The organism is Arcobacter aquimarinus (genome assembly GCF_013177635.1).
In the GTDB taxonomy this organism is placed as follows: Bacteria; Campylobacterota; Campylobacteria; order Campylobacterales; family Arcobacteraceae; genus Aliarcobacter; species Aliarcobacter aquimarinus.
The window spans coordinates 1,589,966-1,613,479 of record NZ_CP030944.1; the positions used below are offsets into that span (position 1 = coordinate 1,589,966).

Consider the following 23,514-nt stretch of genomic DNA (forward strand, 5'->3'; position numbering starts at 1 on the left):
CAACAAAAAATCAATTTAGAATTTTTTGTAAAGAAAACAACATCACAGATATGGAAAAAGCTGTTCAATATTTTATAGTATTTGGCGGTTTAAATATAAAAATAGATACAAAAAAACCATTACTTGAACTAATAGAACAACATATTTTAAATAACTATTTACAATTAAGAAATGAAATTCATAGTTTAACGGGTGGTTATAAAGTTGACCATGCTGTGTTAACAGGAATTGCTCAAGGTGATAGAAGAACTAATTCATCTTTTAAAAGAGCCTTTGTAAGTTTTGAAGAGGGTTCAAAATGTGTTGAAAAATTAGTAGAAAGAGGAATAATTGAAGTTGAATCATCTCAACATCACTTAGCAAATAAAAGAGGTGATGATAAAGTTGCTAGAAAACTACTATTTACAACTCCATTTTTAAGATTTTGGTTTGCTTTTGTTTCTCCAATATATAAAGGTATAAAAGAGAAAAATTATGAAGAATTTTATACTCTTTTTGAAAATAAACAAGCTGAATTTGGAAACTTTGTATTTGAAGAATTATCAATGGAATTTATCAGAGATTTATTAAGTGAAGACCCAATAAAACAGTTTGGAAAATATTGGGATGAAAAAAGAGAAATAGATTTAGTTGCAAAAACAACAAGCGGAAAAATCATCGCAGGAAATTGCAAATATATAAACTCTAAAATCAAAAAAAATGAATTAAACAGACTAATGGATGATTGTAAAGGTGCAGGTTTAAATGTAGATATCTTTGTAATCTTTAGTAAAAATGGATTTTCAAATGAGTTAAAATCACTTAAAAGTGATTCTTTAAGACTATTTACTCCGAAGAGCTTTAAGCTATTATTAGCTTAAACCTCGTTCATTCTTCTTTCAAACTCTTTATTCATATCATCAAGTTTAAATTGAGTTGCTTGTAACAATTCAAATTTTTGTTCAATCTCTTTTTCAATTTTTGGAATATCTCTTGAAAGTTTAACTCTTGCATCTTCAAGTGCATCTTCAAGTTTTTCTATTTGTTCTTCTAAATCTTGAATCTCTTTTTTAAGTGGCGCTGTTGCTTTACTTTTTTCAGAAACAATTGCAGCTCTTAATTTTTTACTCTCTTTTTTATTTACTTTTGGTTTTTCAACTTTTTTCTTTTCAACTGTGTCATCTTCTTCCCAACCAATTTTTTCTAAAAACTCATCATAAGTTCCATTGAAATAATCAGCTCCATCATTTGTAAATACAATCAATCTATCACAAATTGCTCTTAATAAATCTTCACTATGCGTTACAATAATACAAGAACCTTCAAAAGCTTTAATTGCATTTGTAAGTGCATCGATAGAATCCATATCAAGGTGGTTTGTAGGCTCATCTAAAAAAAGTAAGTTTACATCTTTTGCTATAATTTTTCCAAGCATTACCCTACTTTTTTCTCCCCCTGATAGAAGTGAAATTTTCTTTTTAGCATTATCACCACTAAACATCATCAATCCAGCAATTCCTCTAATAGTTGACTCAGGAAGTTTTACATTTGTAGAGTGAATTTCATCCATAATAGTATTGTTTTTATTTAGGTGAGAAATATTTGTTTGCCCAAAATGCCCAAAAACTGTACTTGTATGATAATCAATTGTTCCAGTTAAAGCTTTTAGTTCTCCTGCAATTACATTTAATAGTGTTGATTTTCCTTTACCATTTTTCCCGATGATTCCAAGAGTTTCACCACGACTAAGAGCAAAAGAAATATCTTTAAACAAAATATTTTCAGGTGTATATCCAAAACTCACATCTTTTACTTCAAGTAAAAATTTTGCTGCTGTATCTTTATAATTGAAGTTAAAACTTAGATTTGAATCATATTGTAAGTCTTCCATAACTTCCATTTTTTCAAGAATTTTTACTTTTGATTGTGCTAGGGTTGCTGTTGCAGCACGTGCTTTATTTTTAGCAATAAACTCTTCAAGCTCTTTGATTTTTTTCTCTTGAGCTATTTTTTGTTTTTCATAATGCTCTTCATTACTTGCTAATAATTCATAGAATTTATGTGTGCTTCCTTGAACCATAAAAGCACTTTTTCTAATAATTCCCATAGTATGAGTACAAACGCTATCCATAAAATCTCTATCGTGAGTGATAAGAATTACTTCTCCCTCAAAAGATTTTAGAAAAGCTTTTAGCCATCTAATAGATAAGATATCCAAGTAGTTTGTAGGCTCATCAAGTAATAACATATTTGGTTCTGTTAAAAGAAGTTTTGCAAGATTTATTCTGATTTGATAACCACCTGAAAACTCTTTTGGAGCTTTTTCTAAATCATCTTGAGTAAATCCAAGACCAAATAAAATCTTTTCAGCTTTATAGATATTGTATTTATCATCTTCTCCTAAAGCTAAAGCTGTTTCATCAAGAAGAGTTTTCTCTGTAAAATCAAAATATTGCTTTAAAGCACCAATTTTATAATTTTTAGGAATTGCAATTTCTCCACTATCTGGTTGTTCTTCTCCTAAAATCAACTTAAAAAGTGTCGATTTTCCACTTCCATTTCTTCCAACTAATCCTACTTTATTTCCAGCATTTAGTCTTAACTCAAGTTCGCTATAAAGCTCATTTGTTGGATAACTTTTTGATATGTTTACTAGTTCTATCATGATTCTTCTTTTGTATGTTTTTCTATTTTTTAAGGTTAGGATTATATGATAATGTGGGTTATATGTTGATTAGAGTAAATTTTTATTTCGAAGGTTTATTTCTTCTTACTAACTATACATTTTCTTTTAAATTTATTCTTCAAGATACTGATAATAAACTTTTATATCACTCCAAATTTTTCCTATTTTTAATATATCCTCAAATTCTAAATTATTATGGTCATATAAACAATGAAACCACCAACAATGATATTCATTTTTCATAAAATGGTCTGTTCTACCAAAAAATTCATTATGATTTTCACTCCATCTCCAAATATGTTGGTCTTTATTTAGAGATATGTTTTTTTAAATGTTCTTCAATACTTGAAAAAACATTTTCCTCATCTTCTTTAAGATAAAATGAAATAGTAAGTTCAATTTCATAATCAAATAAAAAATCATTTTTATTTGATACTCTTTTTAAAAGTTCTTTATCAAGTTTAATTGCTTCACTTAAAAGTTTATCTTGTAATTTTTTAAGTCTATTATTTACTATTTGAAGTTCATTCAACATTTTAAAATTAATTCTTTTGATAAACTAGGTTAAAAAATATTTTATCTATATCTTTGATAATAATATTGGCTAAATGTATATTGGATTCTTTATTAAATTTATTCAAATCATCTAAAAAACCATTAGCATAAAAATCAATTAATTCTTCTTCACTACTTGAAATACAATTTAACAACAAAGTTTTTACATTTTGGAACTCTTCAAAATTTATCTCTTCTATTATTTGTTCAAAAATTTCACCCTCTTCTTTAAAATATGAAAAAAAACTTTCTTTTGAACACATCTCTTGATTTTCCATAATTTTATATATTAAACTATTTTCTAAATAACTATTTCTATCTTTATATGAAACTACATTTTCTAATAGATTTTTAATACAACTATCAAGTTTATTTTCCATTTTGTTTTACCTTTAGTTTAATTCTTTAACAATAATATCCATATAGCTTTTTATTTCATTAAAAATATTTTCAACAATTTCATCTAATTTCTTATCATCAAAAATATCATAAGTTGGTTCTTCTTTATAATCTTTAGAAAAATTTAATTTTATATTTGAATCTTTATATCTTAATTTCCCTTCTCTATATTTAAAATTTATTTTATTAGAAATTAGAGATATATCTTTTGAATTATCAAAAAAAATTTGATATCTAAAATTACAACTAGAATAAGAATATATTTTAAAATAAAAATCATCTTTTATTAAATCAAAAGATATACAATCTGATGATTTATTTCTAATATTTATTATTTTATTGATTACATCCTCTTGAGATTCATTGTAATTTTCATCATATTCATTGAAAAAAACATCTGATATCTCAAATTTCCAATCTTTATTTTCAATATATGTAAATACTTTTTCTTCCAATTTTTTCCAAAATAAAAACTCTCTTTCTGCCCAAGCATAAGCTAGATTTTTTGACATAATTGTCGCTGATTTTGCCATTTCTGGAGTATTTATGAATTTTATGCTTTCCATTTGTAATTCCTCTGTTGTTTGATTTGTAATTTTTAGTATCAAATTTTTATATTGAATTAGACTTTCCCTTATTATTGGTAAATTAGCACTTTTTTCAATAGATTTTTCTATAAAATTCAATATATCCAATTGAAAAGAGATTTTTTCATATTTTTTAAAACTATTTTCTGTCGAATCTCTACCATCTAAAGTTAAATAGTAAACCTTTGAAAATTCTTTATTTTGTTTTATACTATATTTATAATAATCACTTAATTGATTTTCTTGATCTGTTGCATCTATTTTCATTTCAATTGCAATATAGTAATCTTTGTTTTCTATTGTAAAATCTATTCTTCTTGAAGTATCCGTTAATGTTTCTCTACCAACTTTTATATTATTAAAATCAAAATCTTTAATATTTAAAACTTCCTCAATAAATATCTCCAAATATTTATTGCCTTGAAAATGTGTTCCATTCGGATTTATAAGTTCATATATAAAAGCTGAATGGGTATCAACTTCTAATCTTTCCATTTTTAAAATAGAAAAGATATTAAACTTATCTCCTCTATGTTTTTGAAGCTCTTCAATAATTTCAATTTTTCCATATAACTTTATTAAAGCATTTTCTAGTTCTCTAAAATCTATATTTTTATCACTCATTTCAACAATTCCTTTTTAATTTACAAAATCTTACCATCACTAAATCCCCAAACTCCATCACTCAAACCTTTTCAAATACAAATCAATATTACTTTTAACTTTCATTTTCAACTCATCAGGTTCAATCACACCAATAAAAGGAATATATCTTTGAATAGTTGGAATTATTTCCATATAGTCTGTAATAGTTAGTTCTAAATCAACTGATTCATCATCATAGGTTTTCAGTATTCTTTGGGTTTTATTTAGTGGTTTTCTTAAAAAATATCTTGATACTTTTGAATCTATAAAAAGTTGAACTAAAATAGATTCATTATTTGGTTTATAGTAAGCACTTATTGCATTATCAAAGGTTTTGATTTTTTCTTCATCGAATGAAAAGTGAGTATTTAGAACTTCTATATTTTTTATAGTATTTAGGTGGAAAGTTTTGATTTTATTATCATTTGGTTCATATATGATTAGATACCAAAATCCTTCAAGATTAAGAATCTTTAGAGGATATATTTCTCTATTTTTACCATTATAAAAGCATTTGATAATAGATTTTGATTCAACTGCATTTTTAATCTGAATTATTTCATTTTTAAAGTTATCTATTTTTTCAATTGAGCTTGTTTGATATAGTTTATTAGTTAATTCATCTTCAAATTTTAAAAATAAACTATCAACTTTTGGGGATAAATCAACATCGCTATATTTATCTTTTGATTTGTTTTTTAATATAGCAATAATTGATAATTCATCTGCACTAAACAAAGTTTTTGTTAGAAAGTTATTTTTTGCTTTATAAGTTTTTGAAGAGTAATCATAATAGATTTTATCATCTACAAATAAAGGTAAAATATACTCTTTAAAATCAGTTTGAATAATTTTTTTAGAAACACCAAATCTTTCTACAAGACTAGGAGTTGATAACTCATAGCCTTTACTTAATAGTTCTAGTATTAGTGATAATCTATTTATTTTATTTTGAAAATTCATTTTATTCTTTAATAATAATTTAGCAATTATTATATCAATCAAATGACTCACAAATGACTCTTTTTATAAAATATAAAAAAATTTATAATTTTAGACTAATCCAGTAAAAAGTATTTTACATTTAACCTTATTTTCTGGCATATTTTCATTGATTGTAGTTTTAAAGATTATTTCACAATCTTCATCTATTTTTTCATTGAAAAAACTCATAATATCATTTATTGTAAAGATTGAAACAGTAGGTAAGATTTCAAACTCTATCCAAACACCTTTAGCACTTTTTAATTCATTAGAAAATTCATTTTGAACATCTAAAGCAATATTATCATCAAGACTAAAAACTTTAACATAACCAGCAACTTTTCCAATTTTTGACAAGATTGTTTGTAAATCAAATAAATCATCTTTTTTTGTATCTAAACTCATTTCATTCTCCTATTGTTTATATATTGAAATTATAAACTAGGTGAATTACTTAGGTTGGGAATTTAATAGTAGAAATAAAAAAAGGTAAGAGAAAAAACTCTTACCTTTTGATAGTAAAATAAAAGAAGATTAGTGTAAATCAGCGTTTAATTTAACTTCTCTTGTACTTCTCATAGCGATAGTTTGACCTGTACTTGAATTTACTCTAAAGTGAACTCCATTTACTCCTTGGAAGTCACTTCCTTTCATAACATTTGAAATCTCTTTTCCTGGATTTATTGCTTTTAATTGCTCAACAGCTTTATCAGAAAGAGTGATTTTAGTTCCTGGTAAAATTGTAACACCTGCATCTAAAATACAACCATCACCAATTGCTGTTCCTGTACAAGAGTTAGCACCTAAAAGTGTATTTTCTCCAATAGTTACAGGCACACCATCAGTTCCTGATAGAACTCCTAGAATTGAAGCTCCTCCACCAACATCTGAACCAGCTCCAACAACAGCACTTGAAGAGATTCTTCCTTCAACCATAACAGCACCTAAAGTTCCAGCGTTGAAGTTGATATAAGCAGCACCTGGCATAACAGTTGTTCCAGCTGCTAATTGAGCTCCCATTCTAACTTTTGAAGTTTCTAATATTCTTGTATTATCAGCTAAAATTACATGTTGTAATAATCTTGGGAATTTATCAACGAAATCAATATTTGGATATTTTCCAGAAAGTTTTAATACGATTTCATTTGCTCTTAACCAGTCAAGCTCGATTGGTTGATTTCCAACCCATGCGCAATTATGTAGTTTTCCAAATGCACCATTTAAGTTTAAGCTTCTTAAAGCTGCTTTTCCAGTTGAAAGGGCATAAAGCTTTAAATATACAGCTTCTGTACTTTCAGGTGCTGCGTCTTCAAAAATAAATACAACTCTATAATCATCAGCACTTAATCCTGAATCAATTGGTAAAGATGCAAGTGTTGATATAACTTGAACATTTTTATGTGCTTCACCTTTAGCTTCAGGAATAAATGGTCTAAAAGCTTCAATACAAGAAGTTAAAAACTCATCACTTATTTTGCATACTAATTCTGATTTTGAAGTATCTACGTTTTCACCAGCTACTTTTAAAGCGTTTAATAATACTGCTGCACTTCCAAAATTTTCATTCCAATTTATCAAAGGGAAAGTTGCTTGAAGTATTTTATCTTTGTTTAATTGTCCTCTATCAACTCTTGCAATACCAAATCCGATTGGATTTTTGTACCAAGATTGTGATTGAATATCATCTACTAATTGTTTAAATTCATCTTTTGTATAAGCCATTAGTTCTCCTATTAAATTTTTGCGTATTTTACAATAAACTTGACTAATATAAGGTTAATTAATAAATCGTATCCATATCTATTGTAGCATTTGGTGAATTTATGGAGTGTAAAGCATTTAAAAGTGCTTTTATATTATTTGAACGAAGAAGAATTTCATACCTATATTTATTTGCCATTTTAAAAATAGGACTTTGTCCAAAACCAACAACTTCTATTTGTTTATTATCTTTAAAAATCTTTGCATAATCTTCCATTTCATCTTTTACTTTTAAGCCATTTGAACTTGAAAAAATCACTTTTGCCATTTTTAAAAATGGTGGATAAAAATCTTGACGAAACTCTAATTCACTTTTTAAAAACTCTTCATAATTTGATTCATTTAAGTAATGACTAAAAAACTCTTGATTTTTTGTTTGAATTATTACTTCACCCTCACCACTTCTTCCACTTCTTCCTGATATTTGAATCAATAAAGACAAAGCTTTTTCCCTAGATTTATAAGAGTTCATATTTAAAACTGAATCAATTCCAAGAACAACTGCTAGTTTTACATTATGATAATCATGCCCTTTTGAAAGCATTTGAGTTCCCACTAAAATATCAATTTTTCCATCATTAAACTCGTTTAAAACTGTTTTTAATTGATTATCTGTTTTGATTTCATCCCTATCAAATCTTTTTATTTTGATATTTGGAAAATGAAATTTCAACTCCTCCTCAATTTGTGCCGTTCCAACTCGTAAATTATGAATAATTCCACTATTACAAGAAGGACAAGAATCAGGTATTTTTTGAGTATATCCACAATAATGGCACTTTAATGCCAAATCATTTTTATGTAAACTCATAGAAACCGAACAAAAAGGACACTCAACAGATTTTCCACAAGTTGTACAAATCTGATATTTAAAATTTGCACGTGTAGGTAAAAATACAATTACTTGATTTTTATCTTTTATAGTTTTTTCTATTTTTTCTATAATTTTAGAAGATAAATTTGATTGACTATCATCAAAACTATAAACTTTCTTTGTTTTATGAAAAGTCTCATTTAGTCTAAAAAATGGTATTTTATGAAAAGAACTACTACTTACAGTTGCACTTCCTAAAACTAGTTGTAAGTTATATTTTTTAGCTATATAAATTGCTAAATCTTTAGTATTTAATCTTGGTTTTGAATCACTTTTATATGAATCATCATGCTCTTCATCTACAACAATAACTCCAAGATTAAAATAAGGTAAAAACAGAGCTGATCTTGCACCTGCGATTAATCTTATAGTTCCTTCTTGTAAACCTTTTAAAATCTCAATTTTTTTCTTTTTTGTGATTTTTGAGTGCCAAATAGCAACACTTTTACCAAAAACTTTTTCCAATCTCTTTTGCATTTGAGGAGTTAAAGATATTTCAGGCATAAGTAAAACTGCTTGTCTATTTTGATTTAGATGTTCTTCTATAATTTTTATGTAAATTTCAGTTTTGCCAGCTCCTGTATTTGCAAAAAGTAGAGCCTGTTTTTTTTCATCTAAAAACTCTTTAGCTTTTTGTTGTAAAGAAGATAAAACAATTTTACTATCAAATTTCTCTTCGTTTGAAATTTTTTCTATATTTTTATCAAAAGGATTATAAACACTTAAAGCTTCACCAATTGAACAAACATAATAAGTAGAAATAAAACTTGCTATTTGAAGCATTTTTTCATCATAAAATTGATTTGTAATTTCACTTATATTTGTACAATCAAAAGTTGGTTTTTCAACCTCTTTTATAATAACAGCTTCATCTAAGACTTTTCTATTTCTTAATTTTATAAAAACTTTTGAACCAATATCTATTTTCTCTTCATTTTGAAAAGTAAGATTATTTAAAGGGGATTTTAATAAAGCAACTTCATAATAAAACACTATTCAATCTCTTTACATAATTTTTCTTCACTTTTACACAAAAAAACACCCTCTTCTAAAGTAAACAAAAAAGGATTAGTAGATGTATAAAAATAGTAACTATTCGATGAAGTTTTAGCCCAACTTCCTATTTTTTTTTCATTTAAATCTGTAGAAATAATGTCAAAATCAATAACTTTAGTAAAAAGTTTTTCATTTTTTTTATTTATTGAAGCATCATCTAAACTATTTATTTTTTGATTATCTAATAATAGAACTTTTTGATTTTTTGATTTTGCAACTCCAAAACGGATTAAAGAAAGTTCTGATTTTAAAGTTGTTATATGAGTTTTGTCATTTATTTGACTAAATTTAGGAATAGCAAAAACCGTTATTATAGAGATTAAAACTATCACTATTATGATTTCTAATAAAGAAAAGCCTTTTATTTTAAAACCTTGCTAATTTATTTGTAATATCTTCCACATCTTTTTTGAAAACATGATATTCATGAGATAGTCTTAAATATGCAACTAACAAATCTTTTGTATCATTATTTTTACTTACATCTAAATATTTTGTTAATTCTTTAAATATATTATCATCAACATTTACGGTATAAGCCATATTATTTATATGGAATGTTACTTCTTTATTCACTTCTTTGTGCCTTTATCAATGTCAATGTACTATCTATTCTTAAAAACATATCTTGATTATTTCTAACTAATTCATCATTGTCATTTTTCAATTTTTCAATCTCCTGCATCAAAGCAAGATTTTCTAATCTTAATTTTTCATAATCATGAATTAATTTATCAACTTTACTGTTTAATGTTTCTATTATTTCCATGAAGAGATTTTATCTAAAATTTCCTACTATTAGAGTTTAAAATTTAGTTAATGAAGTTTTTTTTTTCATTTATAAAAATTTTTGCCACTTCATAAAGCATAGCTACTGATTTCCCCCATTGAGAATAATCATTTACGTCGTTTATTTCTATTCCAAAACTATCTGAAATTTTTTCAATTAATATCTGCTCATTTATGTTAAAACTATGGTCAATATGAATTAAAATCATCAATTCTAAAATTACAATTCTTTTACTTGCTTCTGATTTAAAATCTTTTAAAATATCTTCTAAACTAAACTTATCCATATCAAATGAATCTAAATTTTCAATTCCCATTTCTGTGCAATATTCAGATATTATTTCTTCTTCTCTTTCACCATATTTATTATCTATTCTTGCTAAATAATGTGCTAATTGTAAAAAAGAAAACTTCTCTTTTGATTGTAATTTCATTAATAACATTTTAATCTTCCTGATTTTATATTTCGAATTATAATTAATTTAAGTTAATAAGAGATAAATGAATTTCAATCCATCTCTAAACTCATCAGATACATATCTTCTCCATCAGTTACTTTTATATTTACACTTTGACATTTTGGGCAAGAAAATTCATGTTTTTCTAAAGTGGATTTTGTATTACAATCAAGGCATAAAATCTCAATTTTTTGGACATTTATCAAAAACTGTGCATCATGGCAAACAGTTTGTTCTTTAAAAGTATCAAAAGCAGTTTGAAGTAAATCAGGCTCAACTCCACTTAAAACTCCAATTTTTACAACTACTTTTGTAACTTTTTTTGCTTCATTTACCCTTGCATGTTCTTCACAACTCTCTAATAAAGATTGAACAATACTATATTCGTGCATCAGCAAATCCTTGGAAGTAATTCACCAGTTGGTGTATCTAAAAATCTTTTTGTTCCCCAAGAACTGTTTAATATAACTCTTTGCGGATATTGCTGTGTAACTTTTCCAATAATACAAGCATTTTTTGCCTCTACAAACTTATGTAAAACTTCTATTGCTTTGGCAGCATCTTCTTTTGAAATTGCTAGTACAAATGTTCCCTCATTTGCTAGATTTGTTGCTTCAAATCCTAGCATTTCACAAATTCCTTTTACCTCATCACTAACTGGAATATTTTCTTCTTCTACTTCTATACAAATATTTGATTGTTTTGCCCACTCATTTAAAACTGCACTCACTCCTCCTCTTGTAGCATCTCTTAAAGCAGTTATTTTAACACCACTATCAATAAGTGCTTTTACTTGAGGATATAAAGAGTTACAATCACTTTTTAAATTTGAGTGCATATCCATACCCTCACGTGCAGTAAATATAGTAGCTCCATGAGCTCCAATGTCACGGCTAACAAGTATCAAGTCATCTTCACTAATATTGTTTGAGCTTATTCCACTATAAAGTATCTCTCCAATACCAGTTGTATTTATAAAGATTTTATCAACTGCACCACGTGGTACTACTTTTGTATCACCACTTACTATTATCGCTTCATTTTTTGCTAACTCTTCTTTCATAGAGTTTACGATGATTTCAAGTTGCTCTACTTCAAACCCCTCTTCTATGATAACTGAACAAGTAAGATATTTTGGCTTTGCTCCCATCATGGCTAAGTCATTGCAAGTTCCACAAATGGCAAGTTTTCCTATATTTGCTCCATTAAAAAAAAGTGGACTAACGGTAAAACTATCTGTACTAAAAGCAAGTTTTCCATTTTCTATAACAGCTGCATCTTCACTTTTTTCTAATATCTCATTTTTAAAAGCATTATAAAATACTTTTGTTATAAGCTCATTGTTCTCTGCTCCACCATTTCCTTGGGCCAATGTTATTGTTTTTGTCATTTATCTATTTTCCCTACTCTTACTATATTTTTTACTTCCACCTTGAGATGTTTCAACTGGATATTTTTTTTCATTTTTTGTCATTTTATTCATAATCGCATCTTCAAGATTTATATCTAGCTTCATACAAATTCTAAGAAGATAAATAGCAATATCTGCAACCTCTTCTTTTGTATGTTCTTTTACATCATCAGGTAAATTCATCGATTCTTCAAAATTTAGCCATTGGAAAATCTCATTTAGTTCACCTACTTCTCCATTTAATGCCATAACTAGATTTTTTGGATTATGAAAACTTTCCCAATTTCTATCATCACTAAACTTTTGAATTCTTTGTTTTATTTTTTCTATATTCATATTTACTCTTTTATATCTAAAATTTCTATTGTTTTCTTGAAGTTTATCTCATCACCGTAAAAATATTCTTCAAGTAATGGTTTGATTTTATACTCTTTTACAAAGGTTAAATCATCTTCATTTTCAACATTCATAAAATAACTATGTCCTAGTTGATAATCTTCATTAATAGTTTTTTCAATATGATCATTTAATTTTGTAAATACCTCTTTTGAAATTTGTGGAACTAAATTTATGTTTGGTTTCATTTTCAAAAATGTAAATCTTCTTCTTAAAGCTATATCAATAGTTGCTATAGATTTATCTGTACTATTCATAGTAGCTATGATATATAAGTTTGAAGGAATTTTAAATTTCTCTTTAGAGTATGGAAGTGTAACTTCATAGTTATCTCTTTTATCTTCTTCTATAAGAGTTATTAGTTCTCCAAAGATTTTAGAGATATTTCCTCTGTTTATTTCATCTATTACTATATAAAAGTTTTTTAATGGATTTTTATTTGCTTCATTACAAAGTGTTTTAAATATTCCATCTTCTCTATCTATAATCCCATTTTTTTGTGGTCTAAATCCTTCAATAAAATCTTCATAAGAATAGCTTTGATGGAAAGTTACAAACTCAATTCTTTTTTCATTTTTTACTAAATTATATAAAGTGTCAACACTGCCTTCTAATATTTCATCATCTCTATTGTTTATAATAAAATCAAAAATCTCATTTTCTACAAAATCTTGACCTTCAATCAAAGCTACCAATTTTTTATAATTATAAGTTTTACCAACACCAGGAGCTCCATAAAGCATTATATTTTTTGTTTTTACACTTATAATATTCATATTAATATTTAAATCTTCTTCTTTTTCTACATTCCAAATATTTTTAAATTCATCCAAATATAATATTTTTGATAATAAAAGACCTATGTTATCATCATTATTTAAATTTATATCATTAAGGACATCTTTAAAATAATTTTTTATTTCTTCAAAGTATTTACTTGGATTATATTCATTTTTTAATAATCGCTTCGAGGTATCCTCTCGATGTTTTTCTGATAATTGTGTTAAATTTATCTTTGGATTTTGAATATATAAAATAGCATTTTTTACACTATCTGATGACAGTCTATTAATATCCTTTGTCAACTTATACACTATAAGATTTTTAGTCCAAATATTTTGTCTAACATTAGCTCTCGCAATAACTCTTTTATCATCATAAGGATTCCAAATATTTTTGTTATAACCATTTGTATCAAAAATCGAAATCATTTTTCCAATTAATTCTAATAAATCTTTATATTTATAATTTTCTTCTATTAATTCCTTGAATGAGAAAGGTTGCTTAGTACCTATAATATTTAGTAGCTTATTTAATTCATCATTTGATATATCAAATTGCATATAACTTTGAAAATAATCTTGAAGCTTTTTATAAAAAAATTCTTTACTTTCAATAATTTTTTTTATCATTTCATCATTTAATAACATATTTACATTCATTAATCACCTCTCCTATTTTAATTCTGATTTCATCAATATACTCTTTATATTTATTCCCATAAAAATCCAAATCAATAGTGCTAATTTTTAGATTAACAATACTCTCTTTCCCTAAAACTAAATCATATTTTATACTATCTAAATGTTTTGGATATAAAAGCATTACATTTTCAACTTTATAATTTATACCATAACTAAAAGCTTGAAGTTTATCACTTTGTTTTATATCTTCTAAACTATTTAGTTTTTTATATTTTGTATCTATTATCTGATTTTTTAGTATTATATCTGGCTTTAAAGTTAAATCTCCAAAATAGTGTTTATTTTGTATTTTTGCATTATTATCTAATTCTTTTACCATTCTAGCTATAAACTTCTCAAATAATATATTCATATCAAATAAAAATGCAAATGATTTTTTATCTTTATTAAACAATGGGATAGATTGTCTCAAAAGTAAAAGAGCTATTTCAAAACTTGTTTTAAAACGTACCTTTAATCTATTAAAATTAATAGTTTCAACTCTATTTATATCTACTGACTTATATTCAACTTCATCAAAGATTAATTCACACTGTTTTAGAAGTTTCTTATCATTTACAAACTTTTGCAGATATTTTATAGCATATAAGAAAAATTGATTTAAACTATTATTTTCACTAAACTCATCATATTCACAATAGATTTTGTTTTTTGTGAAATTATATTTTAAATTCTCATTTATTAGATATTTTCCTTTTAAAACTGGAAGATTATCTTGTTTAGTTAAATACTCTTTATATAAACCTTTTTTTAGTTCATTTAAAAGATTTATTGCAAACATTTGTACAAATACTTCTAAAATAGTATGCTTTTGATTTGCACAAGAGGCTATTTGTTCATTTGATAGTTTTACATCATAAGCATACATCAACATATAAATAAAAATATTTAGATTTTGTTCATCATTGTGATTTGCAATTTTAGGCAAGATATAAAAATCTTGATTATCAAAATTTAAAATCCCACAATATTGTCTAGCTTTTAGAGTTTTCCAATCAAGTTTAAAATATTTATGTAATTCTGTTGTATTAATAATATGATTTTTTAATTCTTCATTTGTTATAGATTCATATTCATATATCGTATTTTGCATTTACTATTTTACAACAAATTACCATATTTATAATAAGCACTACAAGCACCTTCACTGCTTACCATACAAGAACCTATTGGATTAGTTGGAGTACATACATTTCCAAAAATTTTACAGTCGGTTGGTTTTGCAATTCCCATTAAAATCTCAGGACATTTACAAGCTTTATTCTCTTTTACTTCATGTGTTGGCAATATATCTTTATAAACTATTTTTGCATTGTATTTACTATATTCATCTTTTAGTTCATAACCACTCTCTTCTACCTCACCTACTCCTCTAAATTTGAAAGGAACTTTTTTGAAGTATTTATTTATAAGCTCTTGAGCTTTTAGATTTCCCTCATATGATACAAGTCTTTTATACTCGATTTCCAAATCAGCTCTTTTTTCTTTGAACTGTTTTACTATCATAGAGATACTTTGCATTACATCCACTGGTTCAAATCCACTTACAACAACTGGTTTGTTATAATCTCTTGGGAACTCTTCATATATTTTACTTCCACTTATAACACTAACATGTGAGGGTCCTAAAAAAGCATTTATCTTACAATCACTGTTTTGTACTAATACACGCATTACTTCTGGAACTGTTATGTGATTTATATGAAACAGAATATTTTTAATATCTTGTTTTATAACTTGTTCCATTAAAGCACAAGTCATTGGAGTTGTTGTTTCAAAACCAATTGCAAAAAACACTACTGTTTTATCTTTGTTCTCATATGCAATTTTCAGACAATCCATAGGAGAATAAACAAATCTTACATCAGCACCTTCACTTCTTGCTTTTTGTAAACTTCCTTTACTTCCCGGTACTTTTATCATATCTCCAAGTGTTACAAGTATTACATCTTTTTGTAAACTTAACTCATAAGCACTATCTATTCTATCTTTTGGCATAACACAAACAGGACATCCAGGACCATGAATAAAGTTTATTTTTTTATTTAAAAGTTGTGGTATTCCATACTTCATAATAGTATGAGTATGTCCTCCACAAACTTCCATGATATTTATAATTCCATCATAATCTTTTAAATCTTCATCTATTAGTTTTTTATATGCCTTTATAACTTTAGCATCTCTAAAACCATCATATAAATCTTTTAGTTGTAACTCTTTTTCCATAACTTACCTATTCGGACAGTTTTCAGCTTCTTCAATAGCAGCTAAACGGTCATTTTCTTCCATCTTATCTATGATTTCTTGATAGACTTTCAAACTTTCTAGGGCATCCTCTTCATCTATTTTATTCATTGCAAAACCAATATGAATTAAAACATAATCTCCAATTTTTACATCTTGGTCTATTAAATCTAAACTTGCACTTCTTTCAACTCCCATAGTATCAACTACACAAGTATTCATCTCAGGGTCTATACTTTTAATTTTTGAAGGTATTGATAAACACATATACTTCTATCTCATCTTTCTTTTGAAATTAATCCAATCAATTACATTTTGAAGTGATTGTTTATCTTTGATATTTACTTCTAAAATATCAACATTTGGTTTTAATTTTCTAGCTTCCATTTTCTCTTTTTCAATATCATAATCAAAATATGGAAGTAAATCTGTTTTTGTAATAAGTATTAAATCAGCACTTCTAAACATAACTGGATATTTAGCTATTTTATCTTCTCCTTCTGGAACTGAAACAAGAACGATATTTAAGTGAGTTCCCACATCATAAGATGCTGGACATACTAGATTTCCTACATTTTCCACAAAACAAACATCAATACCATCTAAAGAGATATCGTGTAAACCTTTATGAACCATAAACGCATCAAGATGACAAGCACTTCCTGTTTGTATTTGAACTGCATTTATTCCTTTTGCTTTTAATCTATCTGCATCTCTTGAAGTTTCTAAATCACCCTCAACAACTGCAAATTTAAAATCTACCATATCAGCAATATTTTCTAAAAGTGTAGTTTTCCCACTTCCAGGACTACTCATCAGATTTATTCCTAAAACTTTATGATTATCAAAATGCGCTCTATTGTGAGCTGCTTCATGGTCATTTTTATCTAAAATTTTTTGAATAACTGAGATTGTTTTTGCATCATTTAGTTGAGGATTATGATGAAGTGTTTCATGTGCTGCTTGGTGAGATGCACTATGATTATGAGAGTGAGAATGTTCATGACTATGGTCATGGTCGTGATGATGATGGTGATTATTTTCTTGTCCTGCTATTACACAGCCGCAATCTTTACACATATTAAAATCCTTTTTAGTGAATATTTATTCATTTTATTGGATTTTATCTTTTTTGATTTTAAATAACTATAATCTTTTAAATTTCTTAGGTATTTTTAGAACTATTTTATCAACAACTTATAATTTTGTAAATTCTTCATCCAATCTATAAACAGTTGAAGTCAAACTCTCTATAAAACTTCTATGATGAGATACTATAATCATTGATTTTTTTATTGAATTTAGAATTTCAATTATTCTTTTTTCACTTTGTTCATCTAAAGCATTTGTAGGTTCATCTAAAAGTAGGATTTTTGGTTTTAGTATTAGTAATCCAGCAAGTGCAACTATTTTTTGTTCTCCGCCACTTAAATCAAAAATTATTCTATCTTTTAAGTGTGTTATTTTTAGCTCTTCTAAAATTTCATTACCTTGAATTAAGGCCTCTTCTTTTGAAACTCCCTTTGCTCTTAATGAAAAAATCACATCTTCTATAACTGTTGGACATAAAAAATGATTTGTTACATCTTGAGGAAGATAAGCTATATCATTTCTATAAGTTTTAAACTCTTTTAGATTATTTATTTTACTATGAAAAATTTCCACATAGCCTTCACTTGGGTTTATCAGTCCTGCTATGATTTTTAAAAGTGTACTTTTACCACTTCCATTTGAACCAATTATTGCTATTTTTTCTTCATGTCCTAAATTTAAATTTATATTTTTAAATATCTCTTTTTCATCATTTTTATAAGATATTTCTCTTAAATTAACTGAACAACTCATAAACAACCTTTAATAAAATAATAACCACACTAAAAAACAAAAATTTATCTAAAAATCCAATATTTGAACTATTTAAAAAATAGATTTTATCTACAAATCCTCTTGCATTCATACTATATTTCATATCTTCTGATTTTTTTAAAGCTTTTATAAAAATCATCGCAAAAATATTTCCATAAGTTTGATAAGTAAACATAGAAGTATTAGCTCTAAATCCCCTTGCTTTTAAACTATTTTTTGTTTTTTTTAAATCAATAAGTAAATAATCAATAAGTGAAATAGTAAAGTAAAAAACACTAACTAACTTAGAAGGAAATTTCAAAGAATCCAATGCTCTTACAATATCATAACCCTTTGATTTATAAAAAAGAGAAATACTAAATAAAAGTATTAAATTTGTTCTAATAAAAAGCTCTATAGCTTCTGCTTTATTTTGAAAAAGAACAAATAAAACCAAAACAATAATAAAAAAATTTAAAAAAAATAGTTTTTTAAAAATATTAAAAATATAATCTTTTTCTTTTATCAAAACTATAAAAATAGGAAATAAAACAAAATAATTCAACTGAAAAAAAGCTACCAAAATAGAGTATAAAAAAGCAGTTATTAGAGATATTGCTTCTTTTGTCATTTTTTAACTTTTTTCAAAACTAAAAATACTAAAAATATTAAAGTAAGTCCTAGTAAAATATTAAAATATTTTTTATTCTCTTCTTCTTTTATATGAGTTTGTAAATTCTCTTGTTTTATATTTTCTAATACTAGTTTTTCTTTTGCAATATGTCCACCACTTGCATCAACTACAATTTCTATAGCTTTAACTGTTGGTCTATAAATATATCTTCCTTCCTCATTTAAAACATCTTCTAAAATAATTTTATCTTCATTTTTTATAAGAAGTTTACAACTTTTACAAGGATTTCCAGAAGCAAAATAAGAATAAATCTCTAAAGTATTATTTTCATTTGTAACAAAGAGATTTATTTTATGTGCATAAGAAAAATTAAATATTAAACAAAATAAAAATATATATTTCAAATCAAACCTTCAAAATTTTTGGATAGACTTTTTTGATAAATAGAAGTAAAAACATACTTACAATCCCTTCTATAATCATAGTTATAATATTAACCGAAAAGATACTAAAAGCCGCATAATTAAACTCTTCTTTTGAAAAGTATAATATTAAAGTTAAAAATAACGTAGCAAAAAATGTACCTAAAAAACCTACTAAAAAAAACTTTATTTTCTCATTTAATTTTTTTACTATTTGTAAATTATATAAATAATAAATTATCACAGCAGGTGCTGCCATTATAAATAGATTTACTCCAAGACTTGATATACCACCATATCCTAAAAGTAAAGCTTGTAAAAGTAATGCCACAAAAATAGCTACAAAACTACTCCAAGAAATAAGTATTCCAATAACACCTAAAAGTATAAGATGTATTTGAGTAACACCAAAAGGTATATGAATAAATGAAGCTATAAAAAACATAGCACTAGCTACTGCTGTAAGTGAAATATCTTCATTTTTCAACTCTTTTATAGCTTTAAAAAGTGCAAGTGCTGAAACAGCACTTACAATAATAGTAGTCTCTAAACCTAAAACACCATCAGATATATGCATATTAGTAAGCTTTTACCCACATTAAGGCACCATTTTCGATTACGTACATTTTTCCATCAGTGTGTTTTAACTCACCCTCTTCTATTAGTGCTGCAAATCCCCACCAACCTTTATGATTCATAACAAATGAAAAAACTCCATTATCATCTGTTTTTACAACTTGCGTTATATGTGCATCACTGGCAGCTTCTAAACCAAATTCATTATATAATTCTACTTCTACTTCTGTATTAATTGCAGGTTTTCCATTATGTAAAACTTTCCCTTGAAATAAATTCCCAGCATAAAGTGCAAATGGTTTTACCATAGGAATAATCTCATATTTTAATCCAACTGGCTCATCCCAACCATCTTCAAGACCAAAAGAACTGATAACTACTTTTGGAACATGTGAAATAAATTTTTCTTCTGAAGGTTCAAAATATGGTTGTGGTTGTACAAAAAACTTATAAACTCCTGGAGTTTTTATATCATAAGAACTATTCCAAGCTTTATGGTCAAACTTTTTTGTTTCGTTTAAACTTAGAGTTTTATCTAAACTATTTAAATATAATTTTGGTTTTTCCATTGTCATTCCACTTTGCTCAAAAGGGTGAATAAATGAAATATCAAAATCTATTTTTGTTTTACTCTTATCTGAAATGTTGTCACTACTTGGCAAAAATGTTAAAAAGTGTGCATTTGCTAAAACTGCCAATCCTAAAGTTAATGTTGCTATTTTTTTCATAATATTTCCTATTCATTGAATTTTGAGTGATTATATATATGAAGTTGTTATATTAGTATAAATTTTTATATTCACTTAGGTATTTTTTGAACAAAAAATAGATATTTATGAATTTATAAAATATTTTATAAAATTTTAAAATTTTATAAATCTTTAAATTTCAACTATTTATAAGAAAAAATTTTTTCCTTAAATAGTTATAAATAGGTTATTAAAGAGATATAAATATAATTATCTGTTATATCTACATAATATTACTTTTTTATAATATTTTCATTTTGTAGTTGTTTTATAGTATTTTTATAAATTTATTTAAGTTATTATTTTGCTATTTTGATATAAATTATCAGTTACTTTATGAATCCTTGGAGGTCTTGCCATGCTAAATAATCTTTCTACTAAAAAGAAATTAATGCTTCTGCCCATTACATTTGTGGGAATTGTAATCATTTGTGCCTTTGTATTTAGTTATTTTAATCAAATAACTAATCAAAGAATTAAAACTTCTATACAAACAGATGTTTTTATTCAACAAGTTTTAAAAGGAAGAATTTCTGTATATCAATTTTTAAGAGTTCCATCAGAAGAAAATGCTCAAAAAGTTAAAACTGATTTTAAAGAGTTAAATAACTCTGTTGAAAGCTTAAAACCTTCATTAACAGAAAAAGAAAATATTGATTTAAGTAATCAAATTTTGAAATTATCTACTGATTATATATCAAATTTTGATAAATTCTATCAAATAAGAATTGATGATTATAACAAGGGTGTACAAAATGAAAGTGAAGAAATTTTAGCTATCATCAAACAAATGGTAAATGTTGGATTAGAACTAGAAGAAAAGTTAGCACATATAAATAAAAATGCTGTAGAACTAAAATCTAAATCAGAAAAAACTATGACTACAGTTTTAATTTTAATTGCAATAATTTCTATAATGATTTTTGTAACATTCTCTATAATTTTATCGAATCAATTAATTAACTCTTTAAAAAACTTCCAAAATGGACTGTTAAGTTTCTTTGGTTATGTAAATAAAGAGAATTCAAATGTTGAAATGTTAGATGATAAGGCTGAAGATGAATTTGGAAATATGGCAAAAATTGTAAATGAAAATATTCTAAAAACAAAAAAAACTATTGATTCTGATAATAAATTTTTAGCTGAAATAAATGAAGTTGTACAAGTTGTAAGAAATGGTTATTTAAATAAAAGACTTGAAAATAAAGTTGAATCTGAAAGTATGGAAAAACTAAGAGAGCATATAAATGAAATGTTATATAGCTTACAACTTAGAGTTTGTACAAATATAAATGATATCTCTCATGCATTAGAAAGATACGCAAAACTTGATTTTACACATAGAATAAAAGGCTGTAATAGCGGAGTTACTGTAGGATTAAATAATTTAGCAGATATTATAAATGAAATGCTTGTTGAAAATAAATCAAATGGTTTAACTTTAGATGTAAGTAGTGGTATTTTATTAAATAATGTGGATATTTTAAATAGAAATTCAAATGAAGCAGCAGTAGCACTAGAAGAAACAGCAGCAGCTGTTGAAGAGATTTCTAGTAATATTTCAAATAATACGGATAATATTATTCAAATGTCTAAATTAGCTTCAAATGTAACAAACTCTGTAACAAAAGGTGAAACATTAGCAAGTCAAACAACAGAAGCTATGAATGAAATAGATAAAGAAGTAAATGCAATAAATGAAGCAATTAGCGTAATAGACCAAATTGCTTTTCAAACCAATATATTATCACTTAATGCGGCTGTTGAAGCTGCAACTGCAGGAGAAGCTGGAAAAGGATTTGCAGTTGTTGCACAAGAAGTTCGAAATCTAGCATCACGAAGTGCAGAAGCTGCAAAAGAGATAAAAGATTTAGTTGAAAATGCTACTAAAAAAGCAGACCAAGGTAAAAGAATCTCTGAAGATATGATAAGTGGATATAAAGCTTTAAATGAAGACATTATTCAAACTATTGATTTAATAAAAGGTGTTGAATCATCAAGTAAAGAGCAACTTTCTGGTATTGAGCAAATAAATCATGCAATCAACTCTTTAGACCAACAAACTCAACAAAATGCACAAATAGCTTCACAAACATATAGTGTTGCAACACAAACAGATACTATTGCAAAACTTATCGTTTCAAATGCAAATGCAAAAGAGTTTATTGGTAAAAATGAAGTAAAAGCTAAAACTTTAGATGAAAATAGTGTAAACAAACCTGCTTTAAATATCAAAAAACCTAATCTTAAAAAAGATAAGCCAAAAATTACTCCTTCAAAAAATGAAGATACAGAAAAATGGACAAGTTTTTAAAACTTGTTCATTTAAATAAAATATCTTTATGATTTGTAAATACTGTAAAAACAATACTTTTTATCAACTTAAAAATGATTATATAAAATGTAAATCTTGTGCAAAAAAATATTCTCTAAAAAAACTAAAAACAGATGAAAATATTCTTATTGGTTTTTGGCAAAATAAGACAGCTTTAGAGCTTTCAAAAGAGTTGAACTTAAACTATAAAACTATAAAGACAAGATTTGATGAAATTCGATATAAACTCTCAAAATTTTTGGAAGAAGAGTATTTTAAAATTCCTAAAGATTATAGTGAATATGAAGAGTTTTATTATTTTTCAAAAAAACAAAAATTACTAAATGTAAAATCTTTATATGAAGCTGTAAACATAATAGGTTTTTACTCAAATGAAAAAGTTTATACTCTTTTAATGCCAAATTTAAAACATAGACGTGAATCTAAAAATGAAGGATTTGAAGAGTATTTAAACTGGCATAAAATCTACTCAAAAGAGTCATATAAAACAAAATTATACGATTTTTGGAGATTTTTAGAAGAGAACCTAAAAAAATATAAAGGTGTAGAATATGATACATTTTTTTTCTATCTAAAAGAGTGTGAATTTAAGTTTAATTATGAAAAAGAGGAGCAATTAGAAATTTTGAAAAATTTATAATTGTT

The 23,514-nt window shown here is 25.7% G+C and carries 29 protein-coding genes; 3 read left to right on the forward strand and 26 right to left on the reverse strand.

The window, feature by feature from the left end:
- The first annotated feature begins 50 nt into the window (after positions 1-50).
- Positions 51-860: a DUF234 domain-containing protein gene (locus tag AAQM_RS07985; RefSeq protein WP_171920695.1), complete on the forward strand. Its 810-nt coding sequence runs from the start codon at positions 51-53 to the stop codon at positions 858-860.
- Here the strand turns inward: AAQM_RS07985 and AAQM_RS07990 are convergent.
- The 26 genes from AAQM_RS07990 to AAQM_RS08110 form a co-directional block, all read right to left on the reverse strand.
- Entirely contained in the window at positions 857-2,644 is a 1,788-nt protein-coding gene (locus AAQM_RS07990) for an ABC-F family ATP-binding cassette domain-containing protein (RefSeq protein WP_129095310.1), read from the reverse strand. The genes AAQM_RS07985 and AAQM_RS07990 overlap by 4 nt on opposite strands.
- Before the next feature lie 132 nt (positions 2,645-2,776).
- A complete protein-coding gene (locus AAQM_RS12800; RefSeq protein ID WP_268878215.1) occupies positions 2,777-2,908 on the reverse strand; it encodes a hypothetical protein in 132 nt (43 codons plus the stop codon).
- A 64-nt stretch (positions 2,909-2,972) separates the two neighbouring features.
- Positions 2,973-3,200, reverse strand: a complete 228-nt coding sequence (locus AAQM_RS07995; protein WP_129095309.1) for a hypothetical protein — start codon at positions 3,198-3,200, stop codon at positions 2,973-2,975.
- Positions 3,201-3,207: 7 nt separating this feature from the next.
- Entirely contained in the window at positions 3,208-3,600 is a 393-nt protein-coding gene (locus tag AAQM_RS08000; protein WP_129095308.1) for a hypothetical protein, read from the reverse strand.
- Between the two features lie 12 nt (positions 3,601-3,612).
- A complete protein-coding gene (locus tag AAQM_RS08005; RefSeq protein ID WP_129095307.1) occupies positions 3,613-4,830 on the reverse strand; it encodes a PDDEXK-like family protein in 1,218 nt (405 codons plus the stop codon).
- A 57-nt stretch (positions 4,831-4,887) separates the two neighbouring features.
- Positions 4,888-5,865, reverse strand: a complete 978-nt coding sequence (locus AAQM_RS08010) for a helix-turn-helix transcriptional regulator (RefSeq protein WP_129095306.1) — start codon at positions 5,863-5,865, stop codon at positions 4,888-4,890.
- A 39-nt stretch (positions 5,866-5,904) separates the two neighbouring features.
- Entirely contained in the window at positions 5,905-6,240 is a 336-nt protein-coding gene (locus tag AAQM_RS08015; RefSeq protein ID WP_129095305.1) for an FtsZ/tubulin family protein, read from the reverse strand.
- 129 nt (positions 6,241-6,369) lie between these two features.
- Positions 6,370-7,557 carry a tetrahydrodipicolinate N-succinyltransferase N-terminal domain-containing protein gene (locus AAQM_RS08020; protein ID WP_129095304.1) on the reverse strand — a complete coding sequence of 396 codons (1,188 nt, stop codon included), beginning with the start codon at positions 7,555-7,557 and terminating at the stop codon, positions 6,370-6,372.
- Positions 7,558-7,615: 58 nt separating this feature from the next.
- On the reverse strand, positions 7,616-9,463 hold the full coding sequence (locus AAQM_RS08025; RefSeq protein ID WP_129095303.1) for a primosomal protein N': 1,848 nt from the start codon (positions 9,461-9,463) through the stop codon (positions 7,616-7,618).
- On the reverse strand, positions 9,463-9,891 hold the full coding sequence (locus AAQM_RS08030) for a prepilin-type N-terminal cleavage/methylation domain-containing protein (protein ID WP_129095302.1): 429 nt from the start codon (positions 9,889-9,891) through the stop codon (positions 9,463-9,465). Before AAQM_RS08030 ends, AAQM_RS08025 begins: the two co-directional genes overlap by 1 nt.
- A gap of 1 nt (position 9,892) precedes the next feature.
- The gene (locus AAQM_RS08035) at positions 9,893-10,102 is read right to left on the reverse strand and encodes a hypothetical protein (protein ID WP_129095301.1); all 210 of its coding nucleotides are present in this window, start codon (positions 10,100-10,102) and stop codon (positions 9,893-9,895) included.
- Entirely contained in the window at positions 10,095-10,295 is a 201-nt protein-coding gene (locus AAQM_RS08040) for a cell division protein ZapB (protein ID WP_129095300.1), read from the reverse strand. Before AAQM_RS08040 ends, AAQM_RS08035 begins: the two co-directional genes overlap by 8 nt.
- Positions 10,296-10,338: 43 nt before the next feature.
- Positions 10,339-10,758, reverse strand: a complete 420-nt coding sequence (locus tag AAQM_RS08045) for a tellurite resistance TerB family protein (RefSeq protein ID WP_129095299.1) — start codon at positions 10,756-10,758, stop codon at positions 10,339-10,341.
- A 65-nt stretch (positions 10,759-10,823) separates the two neighbouring features.
- On the reverse strand, positions 10,824-11,165 hold the full coding sequence (hypA, locus tag AAQM_RS08050; RefSeq protein ID WP_129095298.1) for a hydrogenase/urease nickel incorporation protein HypA: 342 nt from the start codon (positions 11,163-11,165) through the stop codon (positions 10,824-10,826).
- The gene (gene hypE, locus AAQM_RS08055) at positions 11,165-12,163 is read right to left on the reverse strand and encodes a hydrogenase expression/formation protein HypE (RefSeq protein WP_129095297.1); all 999 of its coding nucleotides are present in this window, start codon (positions 12,161-12,163) and stop codon (positions 11,165-11,167) included. The genes hypA and hypE overlap by 1 nt, the downstream gene beginning before the upstream one ends.
- Positions 12,164-12,520 carry a nucleotide pyrophosphohydrolase gene (locus AAQM_RS08060; protein ID WP_129095296.1) on the reverse strand — a complete coding sequence of 119 codons (357 nt, stop codon included), beginning with the start codon at positions 12,518-12,520 and terminating at the stop codon, positions 12,164-12,166. It lies immediately after the preceding gene.
- Between the two features lie 2 nt (positions 12,521-12,522).
- Positions 12,523-14,022 (reverse strand): McrB family protein, encoded by a 1,500-nt coding sequence (locus AAQM_RS08065; protein ID WP_228254522.1) that lies wholly within the window; start codon positions 14,020-14,022, stop codon positions 12,523-12,525.
- Entirely contained in the window at positions 13,997-15,157 is a 1,161-nt protein-coding gene (locus AAQM_RS08070) for an McrC family protein (protein WP_129095295.1), read from the reverse strand. Before AAQM_RS08070 ends, AAQM_RS08065 begins: the two co-directional genes overlap by 26 nt.
- 8 nt (positions 15,158-15,165) lie before the next feature.
- A complete protein-coding gene (hypD, locus tag AAQM_RS08075; protein ID WP_129095294.1) occupies positions 15,166-16,290 on the reverse strand; it encodes a hydrogenase formation protein HypD in 1,125 nt (374 codons plus the stop codon).
- A 3-nt stretch (positions 16,291-16,293) separates the two neighbouring features.
- Positions 16,294-16,575 carry a HypC/HybG/HupF family hydrogenase formation chaperone gene (locus tag AAQM_RS08080; RefSeq protein WP_129095293.1) on the reverse strand — a complete coding sequence of 94 codons (282 nt, stop codon included), beginning with the start codon at positions 16,573-16,575 and terminating at the stop codon, positions 16,294-16,296.
- A gap of 6 nt (positions 16,576-16,581) precedes the next feature.
- Positions 16,582-17,388, reverse strand: a complete 807-nt coding sequence (gene hypB / locus AAQM_RS08085) for a hydrogenase nickel incorporation protein HypB (RefSeq protein ID WP_129095292.1) — start codon at positions 17,386-17,388, stop codon at positions 16,582-16,584.
- A 117-nt stretch (positions 17,389-17,505) separates the two neighbouring features.
- Positions 17,506-18,153, reverse strand: coding sequence for an energy-coupling factor ABC transporter ATP-binding protein (locus tag AAQM_RS08090; protein ID WP_129095291.1), 648 nt, complete (start codon positions 18,151-18,153; stop codon positions 17,506-17,508).
- Positions 18,137-18,784: an energy-coupling factor transporter transmembrane component T gene (locus AAQM_RS08095; RefSeq protein WP_129095290.1), complete on the reverse strand. Its 648-nt coding sequence runs from the start codon at positions 18,782-18,784 to the stop codon at positions 18,137-18,139. Before AAQM_RS08095 ends, AAQM_RS08090 begins: the two co-directional genes overlap by 17 nt.
- A complete protein-coding gene (locus AAQM_RS08100) occupies positions 18,781-19,191 on the reverse strand; it encodes a hypothetical protein (RefSeq protein WP_129095289.1) in 411 nt (136 codons plus the stop codon). The genes AAQM_RS08095 and AAQM_RS08100 overlap by 4 nt, the downstream gene beginning before the upstream one ends.
- Position 19,192: 1 nt before the next feature.
- Positions 19,193-19,786, reverse strand: coding sequence for a cobalt transporter CbiM (gene cbiM, locus AAQM_RS08105; RefSeq protein WP_129095288.1), 594 nt, complete (start codon positions 19,784-19,786; stop codon positions 19,193-19,195).
- 1 nt (position 19,787) lies between these two features.
- Entirely contained in the window at positions 19,788-20,513 is a 726-nt protein-coding gene (locus AAQM_RS08110) for a DUF4198 domain-containing protein (RefSeq protein WP_129095287.1), read from the reverse strand.
- 379 nt (positions 20,514-20,892) lie between these two features.
- Between AAQM_RS08110 and AAQM_RS08115 the strand changes: the two genes are divergently transcribed.
- Together AAQM_RS08115 and AAQM_RS08120 are read left to right on the forward strand one after the other, a co-directional pair.
- Positions 20,893-22,848: a methyl-accepting chemotaxis protein gene (locus tag AAQM_RS08115; RefSeq protein ID WP_129096168.1), complete on the forward strand. Its 1,956-nt coding sequence runs from the start codon at positions 20,893-20,895 to the stop codon at positions 22,846-22,848.
- A 28-nt stretch (positions 22,849-22,876) separates the two neighbouring features.
- On the forward strand, positions 22,877-23,509 hold the full coding sequence (locus AAQM_RS08120) for a hypothetical protein (RefSeq protein WP_129096167.1): 633 nt from the start codon (positions 22,877-22,879) through the stop codon (positions 23,507-23,509).
- The last annotated feature ends 5 nt before the right edge of the window (positions 23,510-23,514 follow it).